Genomic DNA, 17,467 nt, shown 5'->3' on the forward strand with positions numbered 1-17,467 from the left:
GCCCTCGGCCATGACGCGGATTTTGCACATATTGGACCACAGTCTGCCGCTGCACAGCGGCTATTGTTTTCGCACGCGGGCTATTATGAAGGCACAGATAGCCAGCGGCCTCACGGTGGCCGGTGTCACCGGTGTGCGACAGAACCAGCATGGCTATGTTGCGGAGCAGCTGCTGGAAGAATTTGATGGTCTGCAGTTTTTCCGGACCTTGGCGCAGGCGCAGGGACCCTCACCTTTGCGCGAATGGCGTGAAGTGGCGGTTCTGGCAGAGCGCATCGAACAGGCGATCCGGGAATGGCAGCCGGACGTTCTGCACGCGCATTCTCCCGCGCTCAACGGGCTTGCCGCTTTGCGTGTCGCGGAGAGAACCGGTTTGCCCCTGGTTTATGAAATCCGCGCCTTCTGGGAAGATGCCGCTGTCGGCAATGGTACCGGCAAGGAAAACAGCCCGCGCTACTGGCTGACCCGGCAACTGGAAAATCATGTTGTCAACGGGGCCGATGCGGTCGCGGTAATCTGCGAAGGGTTGCGGTCCGATCTGATTGGTCGCGGGGTGAAGCCGGAAAAAATAACCGTCTCGCCCAATGGCGTCGATCTGGACCTGTTTGGCGCACCGCCGGCGCGCGATGAATCACTGCAGGGCGAACTGGGCCTGACCGGCAAGGCGGTGCTTGGTTTCATCGGCAGTTTTTATGATTATGAAGGGCTCGACGATCTGATCGCCGCGCTACCGATCCTGCAGGCATCCCATCCGGAAGTGCATCTGTTGCTTGTTGGCGGCGGTCCGATGGAAGACGCCCTGAAACGTCAGGTCGAACGATTGGGCGTCGGAGCTGCCGTGACCTTTACCGGCCGCGTTCCCCATGAGGAAGTGGAACGCTTTTATGGGCTGATGGACATCATGGTGTACCCGCGCAAGGCCATGCGGCTGACCGAGCTGGTCACACCGCTCAAGCCGCTGGAAGCCATGGCGCAGGGACGGCTGGTGGCGGCATCGGATGTCGGCGGCCATCAGGAACTGATTGAAGACGGCGTTACCGGCACGATTTTTCCGGCGGGTGATCCGGAGAAAATTGCGAGAAAGCTGGGCGTGCTGCTCGATAACAGCGCGTCATGGCCTCAAATTATTGAAACTGCGAGGAAATTTGTCGAGACAGATCGTAACTGGTCGTCAAACATTTTGCGTTACACTCCGGTTTACCAAGGGCTGATCGAGCGCAAATCTTTTGAGCGCGCAGCTTGATACGGTGGAGAATGATGTGGACCAGATAGCGCAGGACTTCGCTCGGTTTAAACAACCCGCAATGGCGGTTACGGGCGGCATTGCGGCCGCGCTGGTAATAGCGACCTTGCCGCATGTTTATCTTGAAAATATTGTCGGTGCGACTGGACTGTCGCAAATCATTCCCGCCGCCGCACCGCCATTGGGCAATACGGCGCGTAGCCTGATCGCCGTCGCGGCCGGTCTGGTATCCGCTTCGGCACTCTATCTTTTCTTGAATCACAAGACGAACTCACATGAAGGAGGCTCCGATATGAGCTTGGCACTACGCAGAAATCTCACGCAGGAGCCTGTGGCTGACGAACGGGAAGGGAAAGCGCGCTTTTCGATGCCCAAGCTGAACCTGTCGGCCAAATCTCTGACCAAATTTTTAAAGAAGCCAAGGAAAGCTCCGGGCCAGGTGACCGAGTTAAAGGATCTGCCAGATGTCAGGGCCGCGGATCGTCATCCCGATGCTCCGGTGCGCCAGCCAATTTTTGCTGCCACCGATCTGGGCACGCCGCTGGTAGAATCAATCAAGCGGTTTGATAAAACCGAAGACGATCAACCGCGTCCAGAACCGGTAAAACAGCAGCAGCCTCCAATCGTGAAGCCTGATCCGGTGGCGGAGAAAGCGCCTGATCGGGCCAGCGAAGAAAAGCCGACCGTGGAGCGGACCGACAAATCCGGCGAACCAAAAAAAACCGGCGCGCCCGGCGAAGATCTTTCCGCCCTGTCTCTGGCGCAGCTTGCCGACCGACTGGAAGCCGGTCTCCGGCGTCTCGAAGCTCTGGAAAAGCGTGCGCCGGTTGTAGCTCCCGAAAAGCCGGCACAATTCTCGCCTGAGTCACGCGATATGGTCGAATCAACAGAAGAGTCCGTCGAGCCTGCTCCCGTGACGATTCCGCCGCTGCGGTCGGTCGATACGGTGGAAATGGTCGAAACCGACCCAGAATCCAGCCGGCAAGCCGATATGGATGCGGCATTGAAGGCCGCGCTCGGTACTTTGGAGAAGATGACGGCTCATCGCTGATCATTAATGGGGTCGGGGTGGCTGGACGGGATCGAAGATCAGCAGGGCTTCCACCCCCATTCGCTTTTCCGACTGTTCGGTCACCAATATATCAGCGACAAAATGACCGGGAATGGCAAATTCATGGTCGGGAAGGAGCTCGGCCAGCTTTTGCCACTCTTCCGGGTTGGTTTCACCCTCCAGGTCAATTGTGAGACAGTATCGCGTCCCGGCGAAGGTAATGCTTGCCCAGGGGCGCTCGCGCTGCACAGAAACATGCGACTGGCTGCCGGCCAGTTCGGCTATTTGACGGGTTAATAGCGATCCGGGGTCGCGAGCATGGGCTTTTCGCGGCATCGGCTCAGCCGGCATGATCTGTTCGCCACATCTGCATGAAATTTTCTGCCCGTTCCGAAATGGTTCTGCCGGGCTGGCGGCCGTTGCGCAGATCCTGAACGAAGCGCGGATCCCGAACCGACAGCCGTCCGAATCTTGTCCAGGACATGTCGGTTTCACGCAGGAATATCTCTATTTTTCGCAATAATGGCACCGGTAATCTCCTTTTCGCCGCCGGTCGCGCGATGGGACGACTCGTTAGATAGGGAAATTCCTATTTGAAATGGGATTTCCTACATGTCTAGGAAAAATCCTATTGCCAATTTCGGCCAGTGCCGATATGTTGCGGTGACTATGTCCGACGATCCCCGTGCCAATCTCGAACAGCTGATCCGCAAGAACGGGCATGATTTTGCCGCGATCTCGAAGATGCTCGGCAAGAACGCTGCCTATATCCAGCAATATATTCGCCGCGGTTCTCCCAAAAAACTGGACGAGGAAGACCGCCGCAGGCTGGCCGAATTCTATGGTGTCGAGGAACGGCTGCTTGGTGCTCCCGCCTTGCGCGATTCGCGCCGGTCTACCCCGGTTACCCCGGATGGGTTGCTGCGTATCAAGCAATTACAGGTGGGGGCATCGGCAGGACCAGGTGCGCTGGCGGATGACGAATATGCCGAATCCATGGGTTTTGGACGCAAATGGCTCCGGCGGCTGGGCGCCGATCCTGCCCATCTGTCGCTGATCGCCGTTGATGGTGATTCGATGGACCCGACGCTCGGCGATGGTGACGACATCATGGTCGATCACAGTGCCGCTTCCAGGCCTCTGCGAGATGGCATCTACGTGCTGCGTATGGATGATGTGCTTCTGGTCAAGCGTGTGGCCATGGGGCCGTCGGGAAAGCTGTCGATCCGTAGCGACAATCCGCAATATCCGGACTGGGAGGATGTCAGTGCGGAAAGCGTGAATATCATCGGACGGGTCGTCTGGACCGGACGGCGGCTGTAAAGCCTCTCCATTTTGGGGCCTTGCAACTTGCGCATCACGCAGCCAAATAGTCTGTCATGACAGATGCACCTTTAAAGGCCGTGGTTATTCCGGTCACGCCGCTCCAGCAGAATTGCACACTCCTCTGGTGCACCAAGACCAACAAGGCCGCTCTGAGCGATCCGGGCGGCGATCTCAACCGCCTGAAAGCGGCAGTCGAAGAGCATGGTGTCGATCTGGAGAAGATCATCATTACCCATGGACATCTCGATCATTGCGGCCAGGCAGGGATGCTGGCGGAAGAACTGGGGATTCCCATTGAGGGGCCACACAAGGATGATCTCTTCTGGATTGACCAGCTTGACGGCGACGGCGCCCGCTATGGTATGGAAGCCAAGAGCTTTGTCCCCGATCGTTGGCTGGAGGATGGTGATCAGGTCACCGTTGGCGATCTGACTCTCGATGTGATCCACTGTCCCGGCCATACGCCTGGCCATGTGATTTTCTACCATCAGCCTTCAAAGCTGGCAGTGGTCGGCGATGTTATATTCCAGGGGTCAATCGGCCGAACCGATTTTCCGCGCGGCAATCATCAGGATCTGATCAACGCCATCACCCAGAAGCTCTGGCCGCTGGGCGACGACGTTACATTCATTCCCGGCCACGGTCCGGCAAGCCAGTTTGGCTATGAGCGCAAAACCAATGCGTTTGTCGCCGACGATGTGCTGGCGGCGCGTCAGGGTTCCTGACGCAGATTTTCATGAAAAGCCGGTTCGAATTTCTATCCATCCGCTGAATGGATTAGGGTAAATTTGACCGAAGTCAGGTCCAGCGCGGTCGTGTTTCCAGCGATGGCATAGCCTTCCAGCAGATTCAGATATCCGTCCTTCATGAACAGGACGAAACCCATCCCATATTGCAAGCCTTCTATATCAGCGCTTGTCTTTTGACCGAGTATACGGGGACTTGAGACCCGGGATATGCCCGCTGCGACGGAGATTGTGGTGAAAAATCCACCGCCGCTATTCTCTCGTTTGACGACCGATGCCCCGGTATATTGCGCTTCCAGCCCGTCTGCAAATAGTGGCGTCTCCATAAAAATGGAACGTAAGGCAGCACGTTCCAATGCGGTGAAATCAGCCAGGTTCTTCGCTGAGCAGGATATAGGCTTCTGCACCTCGATCCAGACTGAACCGGTCAGGCTTCCAGATAGGGGATGCTAATCGCATAAACCCCCAGTCCGAGCAGAACCAGCATGGTGATTAGTGTGCCCACCATCCGGCCCTTGCCAAATTTCCCATCGTCCATGCCGACGCCATGGGCGACGCGACCGAGTAGATAGAGGCCGCTTACGACCCAGAGCCATGTCGGGGATGTGGCGCTGGCTAGCTCGATAGCCGCGACCAGCAACAGGACAAACGGCGCGCTTTCGATGTAGTTGCTGTGCGCGCGCATGCGGCGCAGGACTTTTTCGTTGCCGCCGTCACCGACGCTGACTTTTTCGCTGCCCCTGACCTGGCCGACTCGGACCATGAGCCAGATGTTGATCAGCGCTGCTGCGCCGGCCACGGTCAATGTTATCGGTAAAATCATCTTGTCCCCCCAATATATGAAAATTATAGGGCTGCTATAGAAGCACAATGCTTGCAACGCACAGGAAAATCATTATACGCGCCACTTCGCGTGCAATCTGTTGAACCAAGACCAAGCGATTCTCTGCAAAATCAGAGACTGTTTGTCACCCTTGGCCGATCAGCATATTGAGCATGCTATGGATTTTTAAATTTAAAGAACAGGCTTAGCAATGGCTGTACCTAAAAGAAAAACTACGCCCTCCAAACGCGGAATGCGCCGGTCACATGATGCTTTGAAAGTCGAAGCCTATCAGGAATGCCCGAATTGCGGCGAATTGAAGCGTCCGCATCATATGTGCGGAAGCTGCGGCCATTATAATGGTCGGGAAGTCTTGGCCGTCGATCTTTAATCGGCTAGTCTCTCGGCTTCTGACGCGCAATCAAGGGGAATAGCTGGTGGGAATGAGGCCGCGAATCGCGATTGATGCGATGGGCGGAGATGAAGGCCCGCGTGTCATGGTTGCGGGCGCTGCGCTTGCGCGACACCGCCACGCCGGATTTCAGTTTCTTTTCGTTGGCGATGAAGCGCAGATCCGTGAAGCGCTGAAGGATCATCCCAATCTGAGCGCTGCCTCCGATATTCTGCACGCACCGGACATCGTGTCCGGCGACGACAAGCCGTCGCAGGCACTGCGCGGCTCCAAGACCACATCCATGGGCATGGCCGTCAATGCCGTGAAAAACGGCGAAGTCAGCGCGGCGGTCAGTGCCGGCAACACCGGTGCGCTGATGGCCATCTCCAAGCTGGCGCTGCGCACGATGCCGGGCATCGACCGGCCGGCATTGTCGGCACTGTTGCCGACAATGAAGGATACGGATGTGGTGATGCTCGATCTGGGCGCCAACACGGAATGCAATAGCCGGAATCTTGTCCAGTTTGCTGTCATGGGTGCGGCATATAGCCGCATCATGCACGGTTTTGACCGCCCCAAGGTAAAATTGCTGAACATCGGTACCGAAGAAGCCAAGGGCACTGGCACGATCCAGGAAGCTGCTGCGACGCTGAAAGGCGCCGGCGGCCTGCATATGGATTTTCTGGGCTTTACCGAAGCCGACAAGATTTCGACCGGTGAAGTTGATGTGATCGTCACCGACGGTTTCTCCGGCAATGTCGCGCTCAAGGCCCTCGAAGGAACCGCGCGATTTGTCACTGATCTGCTGAAGCAGAGCTTTCTGAGCAGTCTGCGATCAAAAATCGGTTTTCTGATATCTCGTCCGGCGACCGAAATGTTGCGCGGACATCTCGATCCCAATAATCACAATGGTGCCGTATTTCTCGGTCTGAATGGCGTGGTGGTAAAGAGCCACGGCAGTGCGGATGCCAAGGGTGTGGCCAATGCGGTCGAAGTGGCGGCCCGTCTGGTCGAGGACAGCATTCTCGAACGGATCAGCGAAGATCTGACGAAAATCAGTGAAGAAACGCCGATAGCAGAGGTGGCAAAATGAACGATGCGGCCAGACGGTCTGTTATCAAGGGTACAGGATCGGCCCTGCCGCGCACGCGCGTTTCGAATGCCGATCTGGCCAAGCGCGTCGACACCACGGACGAATGGATTGTCGAGCGGACCGGCATAAAGTTCCGGCATATCGCCGAGGATGACGAGACCACTTCGACTCTCGCGATCGAGGCTGCGGACAAGGCGATGAAAGCGGCCGGCTTTGGCGCCGCAGATATTGACCTGATCATCGTCGCGACCGCTACGCCGGACCAGACATTTCCGGCAACCGCCACGATTGTCCAGGATGCACTGGGCTGCAATGGCTGTGTTGCCTTTGATGTCGCGGCGGTCTGTTCCGGCTTTCTCTACGCGCTCTCTGTCGCGGACAGCATGATCCGCGCCGGCAGCGCGCAAAATGCGCTGGTCATTGGCGCAGAGACTTTCAGCCGTATACTGGACTGGGAAGACCGCGGGACCTGCGTCCTGTTCGGCGATGGCGCCGGCGCGATCGTGCTGGCGGCAGAGCAAGGCGACAAAGGCGTTCTGGCGACGCGATTGCATGCCGATGGCGCGCATAACCAGCTTCTCTATGTCGATGGCGGTGCCGGGACGACCGGGACAGTCGGCAAACTGCGCATGAAGGGCCGCGAAGTGTTTCGCCATGCCGTCGTCAACCTGTCGTCCGTATTGAAAGAGGTGCTGGAGGAATCCGGTGAATCCGTCGACAATGTCGACTGGGTGGTGCCGCATCAGGCCAACGCCCGGATATTGGATGCCACGGCCAGAAAGCTTAATCTTGCCCCGGAAAAGGTAATCAAGACGGTCGATATACATGCCAATACATCGGCGGCATCGGTTCCGCTGGCTCTTGATACCGCTGTACGGGACGGTCGAATCAAGGCTGGAGACCTGTTGGTACTGGAAGCCATGGGTGGTGGATTTACCTGGGGCGCGTCGGTCATTCGGTACTGAAACTGGCTGAGGCCTTCCGCGAACCCACCAAAATTGACATATTCGTCGCCGATTTTACATCCTCGTCGAAAGCCAGTTGAGCGAAATGCATTTCGCCTTTTAGCTTGGCGGCATGGAATATCCGGCATCCAAAGGTTTGCTGATCGCGGCGCCGTTTCTTTATCGCGCCTATCTCGGCTGTCATGCCCTCCATGCCCGCAAGCCGCAGCTTCTGGCTGCACTGGATTGTTCCGAAGCGGAATTACGCGATCCCGGCTACCAACTGGATGATGACGCGATCACCAGCCTCTGCGCAGCGGCCCGGGAAGAACTCAACTGCACGGACATTCACTCCGAGATCGCCAGTAAAATGGTGCCCCGGGGTTTCTCCGATCATGGTTTCTCTGCTTTTTTCCAGCCCAGTTTCGGGGACGCCCTGCTGCATCTCATCGCAAAGCAACGTCTGGGCGCTGAGGAGCCTGTCGTCAAAATTCTGCCGCTCTCATCGGGAGACCGGCTTGTTTGGAAGCAGGAAGAGGCAGCCTCGCCGGATCTTGTCCACATCATATTCTCGCTGGTCCATCAATGCGGAGAATTGCTGGCTGATGGTCGCTTCAAAACCGTAAAGGCAGCGCATTTTGCGCACCGCCGACCAGACGCATTTCGGGGTTTTCCGAGTGAAAATTCCAACAGCGCGCCGATACCCTGCCACTTCAACCGGCCGTCCACTTATCTGGAATATCATCCGATGGTGATGGCGAAGCCGAATCAGCGGCATATCCCGGAAATTGTTTCGGCGGTACAGCGGCAGGAAGCCTTTTTTGCGCGGACCAGATTCGAGCGGCAGAATCTTGTTAAGCTCACCTATGAATATCTTCTCTATCTGCTAGACAAGTCCGGTCTCAGCCTGGATGCGGCGGCGATGACATTCGGCATGGCGGAACGGACGTTACGCCGCAAACTGGTCGCCGAGGGCATGTCCTATCGCCAGTTGCTGGAACAGGTTCGGCGCGAGACGTGCCGACTCTATTTTCTCGAAGGCAGCCGGAATCTGTCGGAAATATCGGCGAAGCTGGGTTACAGCGAATTGAGTGCTTTTACACGCGCCTATACGAGCTGGTACGGGCATCCGCCCAGTCAGGATGCCGGCAGCAATGCGATCGCTCTTGCAGCCTGATTTGTGTGGAAAATGGTGGGCGTAGAGAGAGTTGAACTCCCGACCCCTTCGATGTCAACGAAGTGCTCTACCACTGAGCTATACGCCCACACTGGAGGCCCTCTAGCCAGCCGTTCCGGCTGGCGCAAGGCTTAATTCAGGTCGCTGATACTGTCTGGCTCAAACAGCCGGTCGACCTCCATAACCAGATCGCGCAAATGGAAGGGTTTGGACAATATTTTGGCCTTGGGAACCGATTGTCCCGCGCGCAATGTCACGCCGGAAAAACCGGTGATGAACATGACCTGGGTCTTTGGGCAGACAGAGGCGCAATGCTGGGCGAGTTCGATTCCGTCCATTTCCGGCATCACGATGTCGGTTAACAGCAGATCGAACTTCTGTTCGGCGAGTAGCGGCACCGCAGCTGTCCCGCGGTCTACAGCGACAACTTCATAGTTGGCTTTCTCCAGCGCCCGTGTAAGATGCTCCCGCATCGCCCGTTCATCTTCCGCGAGGAGAATCCGAATCATTGTGTCGCGCCTTCCCGAATATGCCTGATTACAGGCCTGCCTATATGCCGAGGCCGGTATATAAGTGCAAATCGGTTAATTTTTTTCCGAAGATGAAGACTATTTTGGCATTGAAGCCTGATTTTTCGGGGAAAGAAAATGGCTAACCCGGTTGCTAGTGAGCCGGTGGTCCCGCTGCCGGTCTACTCCCTGTCCAACGTTGAGACGCTTCGCTTTCCGGTGTTGGTCAGCGTACCTCACTCGGGCCGGGAATATCCGCCGGCTCTGATCGACAATCTGAACGTCCCTGCCTCTCATCTGCTGCGGCTGGAAGATCGTTATTCGGACCGGCTGGCGGCATTGGCCATCGCCGGCGGCTTTCCGTCAATCATCGCCCGAAAGCCGAGAGCGTGGATCGACCTCAATCGCAGCCGGACCGAAATCGATCCGGACATGGTAATCGGGATGGATTCGGCGCAGACAGGCCAGTTGAGCAGAAAGGTAAGGGGTGGCCTGGGCCTGCTGCCGCGCAGACTGCACGGGGCAGGCGATCTGTGGCAGAAAAAATGGTCACATCAGCATGTCATTGACCGGATCGAGCGAGATCACGAGCCTTATCATGTGATGGTGGCACATCTGCTCGACAAAATCCGCTCGGTTTTCGGCTGCGCGCTTCTTCTCGACCTGCACAGCATGCCGTCGATTTTCGACGAGAACCGCAACAAAATCGATTTTGTCCTCGGTGATCGTTTCGGTCGCAGCTGCGAATCGCGTTATGTCGAACTGGCCGCAGGCCATTTCCGCAGATATGGCCATTTCGTCCAGACCAATCATCCCTATCCGGGGAGCTATATATTGGAGCGGCACGGCAATCCCTCGCGCAATATCCATGCCTTCCAGCTGGAAGTGGATCGCTCTCTCTATCTCGATCAAAATATGCGTGAGCCCGTCGCGGCGGCCGACACTATTGCCGAGCTGATCGGTGATTGCTGTAAAATGCTGGCCGAGCAAATCTCCGGTCAGGACCAACTCGAAGCTGCGGAATGAGGGATTTCCCATAAAAAAACCACCTCGCCGGTTCGGCGAGGTGGCCAAGGTTCAGGGAGGTGGCATTCCGAAGGAATGCCGGCACCGATTCGATCGGGGGATGCGAACCGATGCAATCTCAATGTGGGCCCAGTTGTTCCGAGTTACAAGACCCCGAAGCGGAAAAATAGCAAAGGCCATGGCCTGCTTCGGCCAAGGGGACGAAGCAGGCCGGCTCGCGTGATTAAGCCTGTACGGAAGGGGCTTCGGTAACCTGCGGCATCTTGCCGGCAGCAACCTGTTTCGCAAATACTTCGCGCATCACCTGCAACGAAAAGAGGTGGGCGTAGATCAGCGGCAACATTCCGTTCTGGTTGATCTTGCGGAGCTCATCGCCGCGCATATCGCGCAGTTTCTCTTCGTCGACCATCTTGAAGCCGCGATAGACAAATGGTTTTTCGACGCCGGTCTGCTGAATGGAGACCTCGCCGTCCATCAGCAATCCCATCTTGTCCAGTTCCTGCACGAACTGACCGGTCCGCTGGCCAGCCTGCTCGAACTGTTCGCAAAAGTTCAGGATATTCTTGGTGGTTTCGCTGGGCTGATCATTTTCGAAAAGCGCATCGCCTTCCTTGTAATCGCCAATGGCGTCGGTGGTCGGGTCGAAGCATAGCGACAGCTCTTCTGCTTCCGGGCGCAGTTTCGCGAGCATGAACGGGTAGCGGCGGACATAGGCCGGAACATAAGCCGGTTCGCTGAACTGACCCTCGTCATTCATGAACGTGTTGACGCCTTCGTTCAGTCCCATGAGAATCAATGGCACGCTGTTATTGCCGGCGGAAAATACAATCGGATAGTTGCGCGCCGCATTGATGAATTCATCTGTGGTGATCGGAATGGCGTGCTGCGACTGCATGAAGGATGCGTTGTCGAGCCCTTTGACTTTCCAATTGCTATGCTCATTAGAATTCAGTGGAACCAAGTCCTTGTAGAACATTGGTAGGGCCTGTGCTTGCGGCGTGCTCGCCATAGTTATATTCTCCGAAAATTACTGTTGAAACCGAATAGTTGTCTTGCGCTTTAAGAGCCTGACTGACTGGACGCAAGGGGAACGAGTTTCCCTGGGTTCATAATGTTCTTCGGATCTATCGCGGTTTTTATCGCACGCAGCATGGAGAGGCGCGCATCGGATGAAAGGCGCTCCAGTTCCGCGCGCTTATTCTGCCCAATTCCATGTTCAGCCGAAATGGATCCGCCCGCGGCGATGACGAGATCATGGACCAGAGGTGTTATCCGGGTGGCATAGTCGCGCATCCACTCCTGGGCTTCTACGCCCGGCGGTGCCTTGACGTGGAAGTGGACGTTACCGTCCCCCATATGGCCGAATGCAGCCACTTTCGTGCCGGGAAACCGGTCTTCAATGACCGGCGATGCCTCCTTGATGAACCGGGCCATGCCTGGAACCGGTACGCTGATGTCATGCTGCAGGGCCGGGCCGCTGGCGCGTTCGGCTTCGGAAATCGAATCGCGGATTTTCCAGAAATCTTCCGCTTGTTGCTCGCTGGCCGCGATTGTTGCGTCTTCCACCAGATTCTGTTCCATTGCCTCAGCCAGCAGATGCTCGGTGACGGACCTGGGGTCCTGCGCATCGGGTTGATCGCGCACGATTTCGATCAGGACGTGCCAGCGATGGCTCCCCTGGAGTGGCGAGCGGGTGCCGGGAATGTGACGCAGTACCGAATCCAGGCAGGATTCGGGTATGATTTCGAACCCTTCCAGAGATTGGGGCGTTCGTTTGTTGAGGAAACGGAACATCTGATAGGCAGCGTCTGTGCTGTCGACCGCAGCCCAGGAGACGCAGCGATCTACCAGAGCGGGGACGGTTTTGAGCGTCGCGGCGGTGACGACGCCCAACGAGCCTTCCCCGCCAATGAACAGATGTTTCAGATCATAGCCGCGATTGTCTTTCTTGAGCGCAGCGAGCCCGTCAAAGATGCTGCCATCGGGTAATACCGCTTCGATGCCGCTAACCAGCGAGCGCATGGTTCCGTGGCGGAGCACCTGGGTGCCTCCGGCATTGGTCGAAATCAGGCCCCCGACCGTGGCCGAGCCTTTGCCGCCGAGGGTCAGTGGAAATCTTTGACCTTCCGCCGCCAGCGCCTCGTGCAGATTCTGGAGAATCACGCCGGCCTCGCAAACCACCTGCTGGTCCTGGGAGGCTATCGTGCGGATCTGGTTCATGCGGCGCATAGACAGGAGGATCGACTGGCCGCCGCTGTCAGGTGTCGCCCCGCCGACCATCCCGCTATTGCCGCCCTGCGGCACGACGGCGACAGCATTTTCGTTGGCAATTCTGAGTATTTCTGCCGTTTCTTCCGTATTGGCGGGAGAGACCATGGCCAGCGCCGCACCGGTGTATCGACCACGCCAGTCGGTGAGCCACGGCGCCATGTCTTCACCTGCGCTGGTGAATCCCTTTTCCCTGACTGCCGCCTGCATTTGCTTCAGCCAATCTGCACTTTCTGGCATATTCAAGCTCCTTCGCGGTCGTGCCACCTGTCCGCCATCAGAATGTTAGCGGGACGGGAGATGTACCGAAATGACGATAGATGGCAAATTCTCAGTTCATGCAATATTCAATCACTGCTGGTATAGGCAAGCTAAGGTTAGTTAAGGGATTATGGTGAGTCTGTCACTTACAGCGATATTGCTGCTCTCTGTGCCGGATGTGCGCGAGATGCGGTCGGTTGATATGCCGCCGGCAGACGCAGCCATGACCCATGTCCCGGAGCGGCCGCTGCACTATGCGCAAGTCCGAATCGAGAAGCGGGTGATCATTCGCGTTCCTCGCCGTCGGCCCGCGCCGCTTGCCCCGATGGCGGATTTTTCCCGCGAGACAGTCAAAAAGTCCTATCGGGAAAAGAAAATTGGCAAATGCCTGCCGATGAACAATATTCTCGGCGTGCAGATGTTTGCGGACCGTCATCTCGATCTGATTACCAAAGACCGCAAGAGAATCCGGGCGGAGCTGGAGGATAAGTGCCAGGCTCGCAGCTTCTATTCGGGCTTCTATGTCGAGAAAACGGATGACGGCAAAATTTGCACCGGCCGCGATATCCTCCACTCGCGAACCGGGGCGAAATGCGAGATTGACCGCTTCCGCGAACTGGTCCCGGAACGCTAGACCAAGCGAGAAAACTTGACAAATCCCGGATATGCGATCATTGCCCGGCACAGCCCGAGAGGCTAAGACAGGGTGCAAGGTTGCATCCTATATTTTTCCGGAACCACTATGAAATTTGCCGATATCGGCCTGTCTGAAGAACTGCTGAAATCCGTAGCCGAAGCTGGCTATGACGAACCGACGCCAATTCAGGCGCAAGCCATCCCCTCCGTCCTGATGATGAAAGATATCATCGGCATTGCCCAGACCGGCACCGGCAAAACCGCGAGTTTCGTGCTGCCTATGATCGACATACTGGCGCATGGCCGCTCGCGAGCGCGGATGCCACGGTCGCTGATCCTCGAGCCGACCCGCGAACTGGCCGCTCAGGTCGCCGAGAATTTCGAGAAATATGGCAAGAACCATAATCTCAGCATGGCTCTGCTGATCGGCGGTGTGTCGATGGGCGACCAGATCAAGGCGCTGGAAAAAGGCGTCGATGTTCTGATTGCGACTCCGGGACGTCTGATGGATCTGTTCGATCGCGGACGGATCTTGATGTCGGGCTGCGAATTGCTGGTGATCGACGAAGCGGACCGGATGCTCGACATGGGCTTCATTCCCGATATCGAATCCATCTGCTCAAAACTGCCGGCAACCCGCCAGACGATGCTGTTTTCGGCGACCATGCCGCCACCGATCAAGCGGCTGTCCGACCAGTTTCTGAGCAATCCGAAATATATTGAAGTGTCGCGTCCGGCCACGGCCAACACTTCGATTGATCAGTCATTGATTGAGGTCGCGCCCAAGGCCAAGCGCAAGCTGCTCGTCGACATTCTCGACAATGAAGGCGTCGAGACCGCTATCATATTCTGCAATCGCAAGACCGAAGTGCGGGATTTGTGCCAGAGCCTGCGCAAGGATGGTTTTGACGCCGGGCAGATTCACGGCGACATGGACCAGAGCTCGCGTCTCGCCGAGCTGGACCGGTTCAAGTCCGGTGAAATCAACATATTGTGTGCGTCCGACGTTGCCGCCCGGGGGCTGGATATCAAGGGTGTGAGCCATGTTATCAACTATGATATCCCCTGGCATCCGGATGACTATATTCACCGGATTGGCCGCACCGGCCGCGCTGGTGCTACCGGTGTTGCGATCACTTTCATCACCCGCAGCGATGCCGAGCATGTCGAGAGTATCGAAAAGCTGACCGGCATGAAAATCGCGGTCCGCAAGGAACGCAAGGCCGCGACGGGCAGCAAGCCAGCCGAGAAAACCGTTGGCGAGCCCGAGCAGGCAAAGCCTGCTAAGGCGAAAGGGCCACGGCGTGACGGGGCTGCGAAAAATGCGCGGCAGGACGATCGGCCGAAAAAGCCACGGCAGGACGAAGGCCGGAAAAAGCCGGAACGATCCGTCAAGGTCCAGGAGGAAAAACCGCCTGTGGTTCAGGACAGCAGTGACATTGATGACGGCTGGAATGGCCCGATGCCGAGCTTTCTGGAAGCCAGGCTCAACCGCTAACCGGTCGCCAGCCTGACGTTATTGCAGCGTCAGGCTGTCCAGAATCGCTGAAGCCAGCGGGTCTGTCGACTTGGCCTGATCGGCAGCATAGCTGACCTCTGCCTGCACCATTGTGCCATCGGGTTTGCGGAGCAGCCGCTGGCCCGATTTCAGGCCATTGGTCAATATTCCGGAAGCGCGATATTCATTCGGGCCAACGGCTTCGCCTTGCATGGCTTCATTGCCGTCTTCAACGGTTTCAACCGCCTTGCTCCAGGCCGCATCTTCACGATTTTCAACCCAGCTAACCGACAGTTTTGCGCCGCTTGCCGTGTCGGTGAACAGCCGGCCGTTGTCATCGCTGGCGGATTCATCCACGGTCCAGCCACTGGGCACCATGATCGTGTAGCCGCGCAAGGTGTTGGTATAGCTTTCCAAGCTGGCCAGATCGACGGCGGCTTCCGCGCCATCGCCTTCCACCGCAGCCGCTTCGTCACGGATCGCCTGGCTGGCGGCGTCCGCCTGTCGCGCCAGTTCCTCGCTCGACGGAACGTCGCCGACCGCTTCCTGTTTTCCGCAGGCCGAAAGGAGCAGTGCCAGCGTCAGGGCGGCACCAAATGGAAGATTTGGAAGCATGTTTTTCATATCAGCCAGACTTAAGAGCAGCAGCGCGAAACATCAATGGCGATGTTGGAATTGCCCGGTATTCCGGCACGCCCCGCCGGCTGTTGGAAAATGGCCGAAAATGTCAAATTCTAACAGGTAAACGGGAAATTATGCAGCGTTATCAATGCCCAGATCGGCGAGCTTGCGATAAAGGGTCGATCGTCCGATGCCCAGGCGCCGGGCCACTTCGGTCATCCTGCCGCGATAATGGCCAATCGCGAGACGGATCACATCGGCTTCTATGTCTTCCAGCGGCCGCAAATTGCCGTCTTCGGAATAGAGGGTGATGCCAATGCCTTCGGGGCTGTTCGATAGATGTGGCTCGCTATCTCCCGATTCCGCGACAAAGGAGGCGATCTGCGGAAATTCCTCGCAGCTCAAGGCATTATGGTCGCACATGACCGCAGCGCGAAACAGCACGCTCTGCAACTGGCGGACATTGCCGGGCCAGCGATAGCTGCGCAAAAGGTTCAGCGCCTCGTCGGTAATGCCCAGGCTGCGCAGGCCGGGCTGATGCGCGAGACGGGCCAGAAAATGCCGTGCCAGCGCGGGAATGTCGCCGGTCCGGTCGCGCAATGGCGGAATGGTCAACTGGACCACATTCATCTGGTAAAAGAGATCTTCGCGGAAATTATCCTTCTCGACTTCCCGTTCCAGCTTGCGGTTGGTCGCGGCAATGACCCGCACGTCGAGCTGGAAGCTGTTCGGGCTGCCGAGCGGCTGGATATCGGAATGTTTCAGGAAACGCAGCAGGCGGACCTGGGTTTCCGGTGGTATCCGGTCGACCTCGTCGAGGAAAATCGTGCCGCCCTCGGCTTGCTGGAGCAGTCCGATCTTGCGGTCAAAAGCCCCGGTAAAAGCGCCCTTTTCATGACCGAAAAGAATCGAATCGAGCAGATTTCCGGTAATTGCGCCACAATTCAGCTTCAACATCGGCATTTTTGCGCGCGGGCTGGCGGCGTGAATGGCATCGGCAATAACTTCCTTGCCGACCCCGCCTTCGCCTTCGATCAGCACCGGCACCCGGGCGCGGGCAGCTTTTGCGGCGATCGCCAGAGCGGCGCGGAAAGCGGGAGCAGCCCCGACAATTTCCTCAAATTCGAGCGGCACCGAGATTTTTTCGCTGAGTGGACGCAGTTCGCCATCTTCACGCGAGGATCTGACGGCAGCATCAAGCGCCTTGAGCATGCGTTCGGGCGCGACCGGCTTGATCAGATAGTCGGTGGCGCCGGCGCGGACCGCGTCGACGGCCTCGGCGATGGAACCGACCGCGGTCAGCATCAGAATCGGCAGGGCGGGACGGCGGGCCTTCAGTTCGGTGATCAAATCGGTGGCTTCGGAACCGGGCACCCAATGATCAAGAATGATGGCATCCAGCATCATCCCGTCCTGCGTGCCCAGCGTCGCGATCGCGGTTTCCGCGTCGCGGGCAAAGATCGTGCGAAACCCCGCGCGCGATGCCAGTGCCGAAATCAACCGGCATTGCGCCGGCTCATCATCGATAAGCAGCAGTAATTTTGTGCCGTTATGTGCCATTTTTTTCCCGATTGTCCCACAATGAAGCATTTTTATAGCGGCAACCGGTAAAGAGCCGATTAAAGGCGGGACAAATAATCTATCCAAAATGACGGTGGGTTGGGCTTGAGCAGTCGCTAATATAGGGTTACACCTCGCGCCAGTTAAGAACGAGAAATGGGGACATCATGACATCAGATAATAATTTGGGACCGGCCGAGGAAACATATTCCGGCTTTCTTTCGATGCTGAAGGTCGGAACGATAATAACTGTCATCGTGACGGTATTGGTGGTTATTCTTATATCCTAAC

21 protein-coding genes and 1 tRNA gene are annotated in these 17,467 nt (G+C 57.1%); 12 read left to right on the plus strand and 10 right to left on the minus strand.

Annotated features, from left to right (window positions below; genetic code table 11):
- Nucleotides 1–10: 10 nt before the first annotated feature.
- Together SPHFLASMR4Y_RS13670 and SPHFLASMR4Y_RS13675 are read left to right on the plus strand one after the other, a co-directional pair.
- Complete coding sequence (locus SPHFLASMR4Y_RS13670) at nt 11–1,243, plus strand: TIGR04063 family PEP-CTERM/XrtA system glycosyltransferase (RefSeq protein ID WP_089134035.1); 1,233 nt, start codon at nt 11–13, stop codon at nt 1,241–1,243.
- A complete protein-coding gene (locus tag SPHFLASMR4Y_RS13675; protein WP_089134036.1) occupies nt 1,227–2,294 on the plus strand; it encodes a hypothetical protein in 1,068 nt (355 codons plus the stop codon). Before SPHFLASMR4Y_RS13670 ends, SPHFLASMR4Y_RS13675 begins: the two co-directional genes overlap by 17 nt.
- Nucleotides 2,295–2,297: 3 nt before the next feature.
- Here SPHFLASMR4Y_RS13675 and SPHFLASMR4Y_RS13680 read toward each other — a convergent pair whose 3' ends face one another.
- Nucleotides 2,298–2,645 carry a hypothetical protein gene (locus tag SPHFLASMR4Y_RS13680; RefSeq protein ID WP_089134037.1) on the minus strand — a complete coding sequence of 116 codons (348 nt, stop codon included), beginning with the start codon at nt 2,643–2,645 and terminating at the stop codon, nt 2,298–2,300.
- Nucleotides 2,635–2,823, minus strand: a complete 189-nt coding sequence (locus SPHFLASMR4Y_RS13685) for a hypothetical protein (protein ID WP_145955544.1) — start codon at nt 2,821–2,823, stop codon at nt 2,635–2,637. The genes SPHFLASMR4Y_RS13680 and SPHFLASMR4Y_RS13685 overlap by 11 nt, the downstream gene beginning before the upstream one ends.
- A gap of 83 nt (nt 2,824–2,906) precedes the next feature.
- Here SPHFLASMR4Y_RS13685 and SPHFLASMR4Y_RS13690 point away from each other — a divergent pair, with 83 nt between their 5' ends.
- Together SPHFLASMR4Y_RS13690 and SPHFLASMR4Y_RS13695 are read left to right on the plus strand one after the other, a co-directional pair.
- On the plus strand, nt 2,907–3,617 hold the full coding sequence (locus SPHFLASMR4Y_RS13690; protein ID WP_409928898.1) for a helix-turn-helix transcriptional regulator: 711 nt from the start codon (nt 2,907–2,909) through the stop codon (nt 3,615–3,617).
- A gap of 56 nt (nt 3,618–3,673) precedes the next feature.
- Nucleotides 3,674–4,345, plus strand: coding sequence for an MBL fold metallo-hydrolase (locus SPHFLASMR4Y_RS13695; protein ID WP_089134040.1), 672 nt, complete (start codon nt 3,674–3,676; stop codon nt 4,343–4,345).
- A 32-nt stretch (nt 4,346–4,377) separates the two neighbouring features.
- On the opposite strand, the gene SPHFLASMR4Y_RS13700 is transcribed toward SPHFLASMR4Y_RS13695, so the two are convergent.
- Nucleotides 4,378–4,773, minus strand: coding sequence for a hypothetical protein (locus SPHFLASMR4Y_RS13700; protein WP_145955545.1), 396 nt, complete (start codon nt 4,771–4,773; stop codon nt 4,378–4,380).
- Nucleotides 4,774–4,793: 20 nt separating this feature from the next.
- Nucleotides 4,794–5,189: an MAPEG family protein gene (locus SPHFLASMR4Y_RS13705; RefSeq protein ID WP_089134042.1), complete on the minus strand. Its 396-nt coding sequence runs from the start codon at nt 5,187–5,189 to the stop codon at nt 4,794–4,796.
- Nucleotides 5,190–5,400: 211 nt separating this feature from the next.
- Between SPHFLASMR4Y_RS13705 and rpmF the strand changes: the two genes are divergently transcribed.
- From rpmF to SPHFLASMR4Y_RS13725, 4 genes are all read left to right on the plus strand, one after another.
- Nucleotides 5,401–5,580, plus strand: coding sequence for a 50S ribosomal protein L32 (rpmF, locus tag SPHFLASMR4Y_RS13710; protein WP_082896673.1), 180 nt, complete (start codon nt 5,401–5,403; stop codon nt 5,578–5,580).
- A 52-nt stretch (nt 5,581–5,632) separates the two neighbouring features.
- Nucleotides 5,633–6,676 (plus strand): phosphate acyltransferase PlsX, encoded by a 1,044-nt coding sequence (plsX, locus tag SPHFLASMR4Y_RS13715; RefSeq protein ID WP_089134043.1) that lies wholly within the window; start codon nt 5,633–5,635, stop codon nt 6,674–6,676.
- Nucleotides 6,673–7,641, plus strand: a complete 969-nt coding sequence (locus SPHFLASMR4Y_RS13720; RefSeq protein ID WP_089134044.1) for a beta-ketoacyl-ACP synthase III — start codon at nt 6,673–6,675, stop codon at nt 7,639–7,641. Before plsX ends, SPHFLASMR4Y_RS13720 begins: the two co-directional genes overlap by 4 nt.
- A 112-nt stretch (nt 7,642–7,753) precedes the next feature.
- Nucleotides 7,754–8,797: an AraC family transcriptional regulator gene (locus SPHFLASMR4Y_RS13725; protein WP_089134045.1), complete on the plus strand. Its 1,044-nt coding sequence runs from the start codon at nt 7,754–7,756 to the stop codon at nt 8,795–8,797.
- A 13-nt stretch (nt 8,798–8,810) separates the two neighbouring features.
- On the opposite strand, the gene SPHFLASMR4Y_RS13730 is transcribed toward SPHFLASMR4Y_RS13725, so the two are convergent.
- Together SPHFLASMR4Y_RS13730 and cpdR are read right to left on the minus strand one after the other, a co-directional pair.
- A tRNA-Val gene (locus SPHFLASMR4Y_RS13730) sits at nt 8,811–8,885 on the minus strand.
- 43 nt (nt 8,886–8,928) lie between these two features.
- The gene (gene cpdR, locus SPHFLASMR4Y_RS13735) at nt 8,929–9,306 is read right to left on the minus strand and encodes a cell cycle two-component system response regulator CpdR (RefSeq protein ID WP_089134046.1); all 378 of its coding nucleotides are present in this window, start codon (nt 9,304–9,306) and stop codon (nt 8,929–8,931) included.
- Between the two features lie 138 nt (nt 9,307–9,444).
- On the opposite strand from cpdR, the gene SPHFLASMR4Y_RS13740 reads away from it, so the two are divergent.
- Complete coding sequence (locus tag SPHFLASMR4Y_RS13740; RefSeq protein WP_089134047.1) at nt 9,445–10,332, plus strand: N-formylglutamate amidohydrolase; 888 nt, start codon at nt 9,445–9,447, stop codon at nt 10,330–10,332.
- A gap of 223 nt (nt 10,333–10,555) precedes the next feature.
- On the opposite strand, the gene SPHFLASMR4Y_RS13745 is transcribed toward SPHFLASMR4Y_RS13740, so the two are convergent.
- On the minus strand, nt 10,556–11,341 hold the full coding sequence (locus SPHFLASMR4Y_RS13745; RefSeq protein ID WP_089134048.1) for a SapC family protein: 786 nt from the start codon (nt 11,339–11,341) through the stop codon (nt 10,556–10,558).
- A 50-nt stretch (nt 11,342–11,391) separates the two neighbouring features.
- Entirely contained in the window at nt 11,392–12,840 is a 1,449-nt protein-coding gene (locus SPHFLASMR4Y_RS13750) for an FAD-binding oxidoreductase (RefSeq protein ID WP_089134049.1), read from the minus strand.
- Between the two features lie 151 nt (nt 12,841–12,991).
- Between SPHFLASMR4Y_RS13750 and SPHFLASMR4Y_RS13755 the strand changes: the two genes are divergently transcribed.
- Both SPHFLASMR4Y_RS13755 and SPHFLASMR4Y_RS13760 read left to right on the plus strand, forming a co-directional pair.
- On the plus strand, nt 12,992–13,495 hold the full coding sequence (locus tag SPHFLASMR4Y_RS13755; protein WP_145955546.1) for a hypothetical protein: 504 nt from the start codon (nt 12,992–12,994) through the stop codon (nt 13,493–13,495).
- Nucleotides 13,496–13,603: 108 nt separating this feature from the next.
- Nucleotides 13,604–14,995, plus strand: a complete 1,392-nt coding sequence (locus SPHFLASMR4Y_RS13760) for a DEAD/DEAH box helicase (protein ID WP_089134051.1) — start codon at nt 13,604–13,606, stop codon at nt 14,993–14,995.
- Between the two features lie 18 nt (nt 14,996–15,013).
- On the opposite strand, the gene SPHFLASMR4Y_RS13765 is transcribed toward SPHFLASMR4Y_RS13760, so the two are convergent.
- Complete coding sequence (locus SPHFLASMR4Y_RS13765) at nt 15,014–15,610, minus strand: hypothetical protein (RefSeq protein WP_089134052.1); 597 nt, start codon at nt 15,608–15,610, stop codon at nt 15,014–15,016.
- Nucleotides 15,611–15,748: 138 nt separating this feature from the next.
- Nucleotides 15,749–17,176: a sigma-54-dependent transcriptional regulator gene (locus SPHFLASMR4Y_RS13770; RefSeq protein ID WP_089134053.1), complete on the minus strand. Its 1,428-nt coding sequence runs from the start codon at nt 17,174–17,176 to the stop codon at nt 15,749–15,751.
- A 224-nt stretch (nt 17,177–17,400) separates the two neighbouring features.
- Between SPHFLASMR4Y_RS13770 and SPHFLASMR4Y_RS17385 the strand changes: the two genes are divergently transcribed.
- Nucleotides 17,401–17,466, plus strand: coding sequence for a hypothetical protein (locus SPHFLASMR4Y_RS17385; protein ID WP_260807160.1), 66 nt, complete (start codon nt 17,401–17,403; stop codon nt 17,464–17,466).
- The last annotated feature ends 1 nt before the right edge of the window (nt 17,467 follow it).

The organism is Sphingorhabdus sp. SMR4y (genome assembly GCF_002218195.1).
GTDB lineage: Bacteria > Pseudomonadota > Alphaproteobacteria > Sphingomonadales > Sphingomonadaceae > Parasphingorhabdus.

Bases quoted from the DNA above. Each gene is read 5' to 3' on its own strand.
- SPHFLASMR4Y_RS13680 (WP_089134037.1), bottom strand. From the start codon at position 2,645: ATGCCGGCTGAGCCGATGCCGCGAAAAGCCCATGCTCGCGACCCCGGA.
- SPHFLASMR4Y_RS13750 (WP_089134049.1), bottom strand. From the start codon at position 12,840: ATGCCAGAAAGTGCAGATTGGCTGAAGCAAATGCAGGCGGCAGTCAGG.
- SPHFLASMR4Y_RS13720 (WP_089134044.1), top strand. From the start codon at position 6,673: ATGAACGATGCGGCCAGACGGTCTGTTATCAAGGGTACAGGATCGGCC.
- SPHFLASMR4Y_RS13695 (WP_089134040.1), top strand. From the start codon at position 3,674: ATGACAGATGCACCTTTAAAGGCCGTGGTTATTCCGGTCACGCCGCTC.
- SPHFLASMR4Y_RS13755 (WP_145955546.1), top strand. From the start codon at position 12,992: ATGGTGAGTCTGTCACTTACAGCGATATTGCTGCTCTCTGTGCCGGAT.
- SPHFLASMR4Y_RS13690 (WP_409928898.1), top strand. From the start codon at position 2,907: ATGTCTAGGAAAAATCCTATTGCCAATTTCGGCCAGTGCCGATATGTT.
- SPHFLASMR4Y_RS13705 (WP_089134042.1), bottom strand. From the start codon at position 5,189: ATGATTTTACCGATAACATTGACCGTGGCCGGCGCAGCAGCGCTGATC.
- SPHFLASMR4Y_RS13740 (WP_089134047.1), top strand. From the start codon at position 9,445: ATGGCTAACCCGGTTGCTAGTGAGCCGGTGGTCCCGCTGCCGGTCTAC.
- SPHFLASMR4Y_RS13760 (WP_089134051.1), top strand. From the start codon at position 13,604: ATGAAATTTGCCGATATCGGCCTGTCTGAAGAACTGCTGAAATCCGTA.
- cpdR (WP_089134046.1), bottom strand. From the start codon at position 9,306: ATGATTCGGATTCTCCTCGCGGAAGATGAACGGGCGATGCGGGAGCAT.
- SPHFLASMR4Y_RS13745 (WP_089134048.1), bottom strand. From the start codon at position 11,341: ATGGCGAGCACGCCGCAAGCACAGGCCCTACCAATGTTCTACAAGGAC.
- SPHFLASMR4Y_RS13770 (WP_089134053.1), bottom strand. From the start codon at position 17,176: ATGGCACATAACGGCACAAAATTACTGCTGCTTATCGATGATGAGCCG.
- SPHFLASMR4Y_RS13765 (WP_089134052.1), bottom strand. From the start codon at position 15,610: ATGCTTCCAAATCTTCCATTTGGTGCCGCCCTGACGCTGGCACTGCTC.
- SPHFLASMR4Y_RS13725 (WP_089134045.1), top strand. From the start codon at position 7,754: ATGGAATATCCGGCATCCAAAGGTTTGCTGATCGCGGCGCCGTTTCTT.
- rpmF (WP_082896673.1), top strand. From the start codon at position 5,401: ATGGCTGTACCTAAAAGAAAAACTACGCCCTCCAAACGCGGAATGCGC.
- SPHFLASMR4Y_RS13670 (WP_089134035.1), top strand. From the start codon at position 11: ATGACGCGGATTTTGCACATATTGGACCACAGTCTGCCGCTGCACAGC.
- plsX (WP_089134043.1), top strand. From the start codon at position 5,633: ATGAGGCCGCGAATCGCGATTGATGCGATGGGCGGAGATGAAGGCCCG.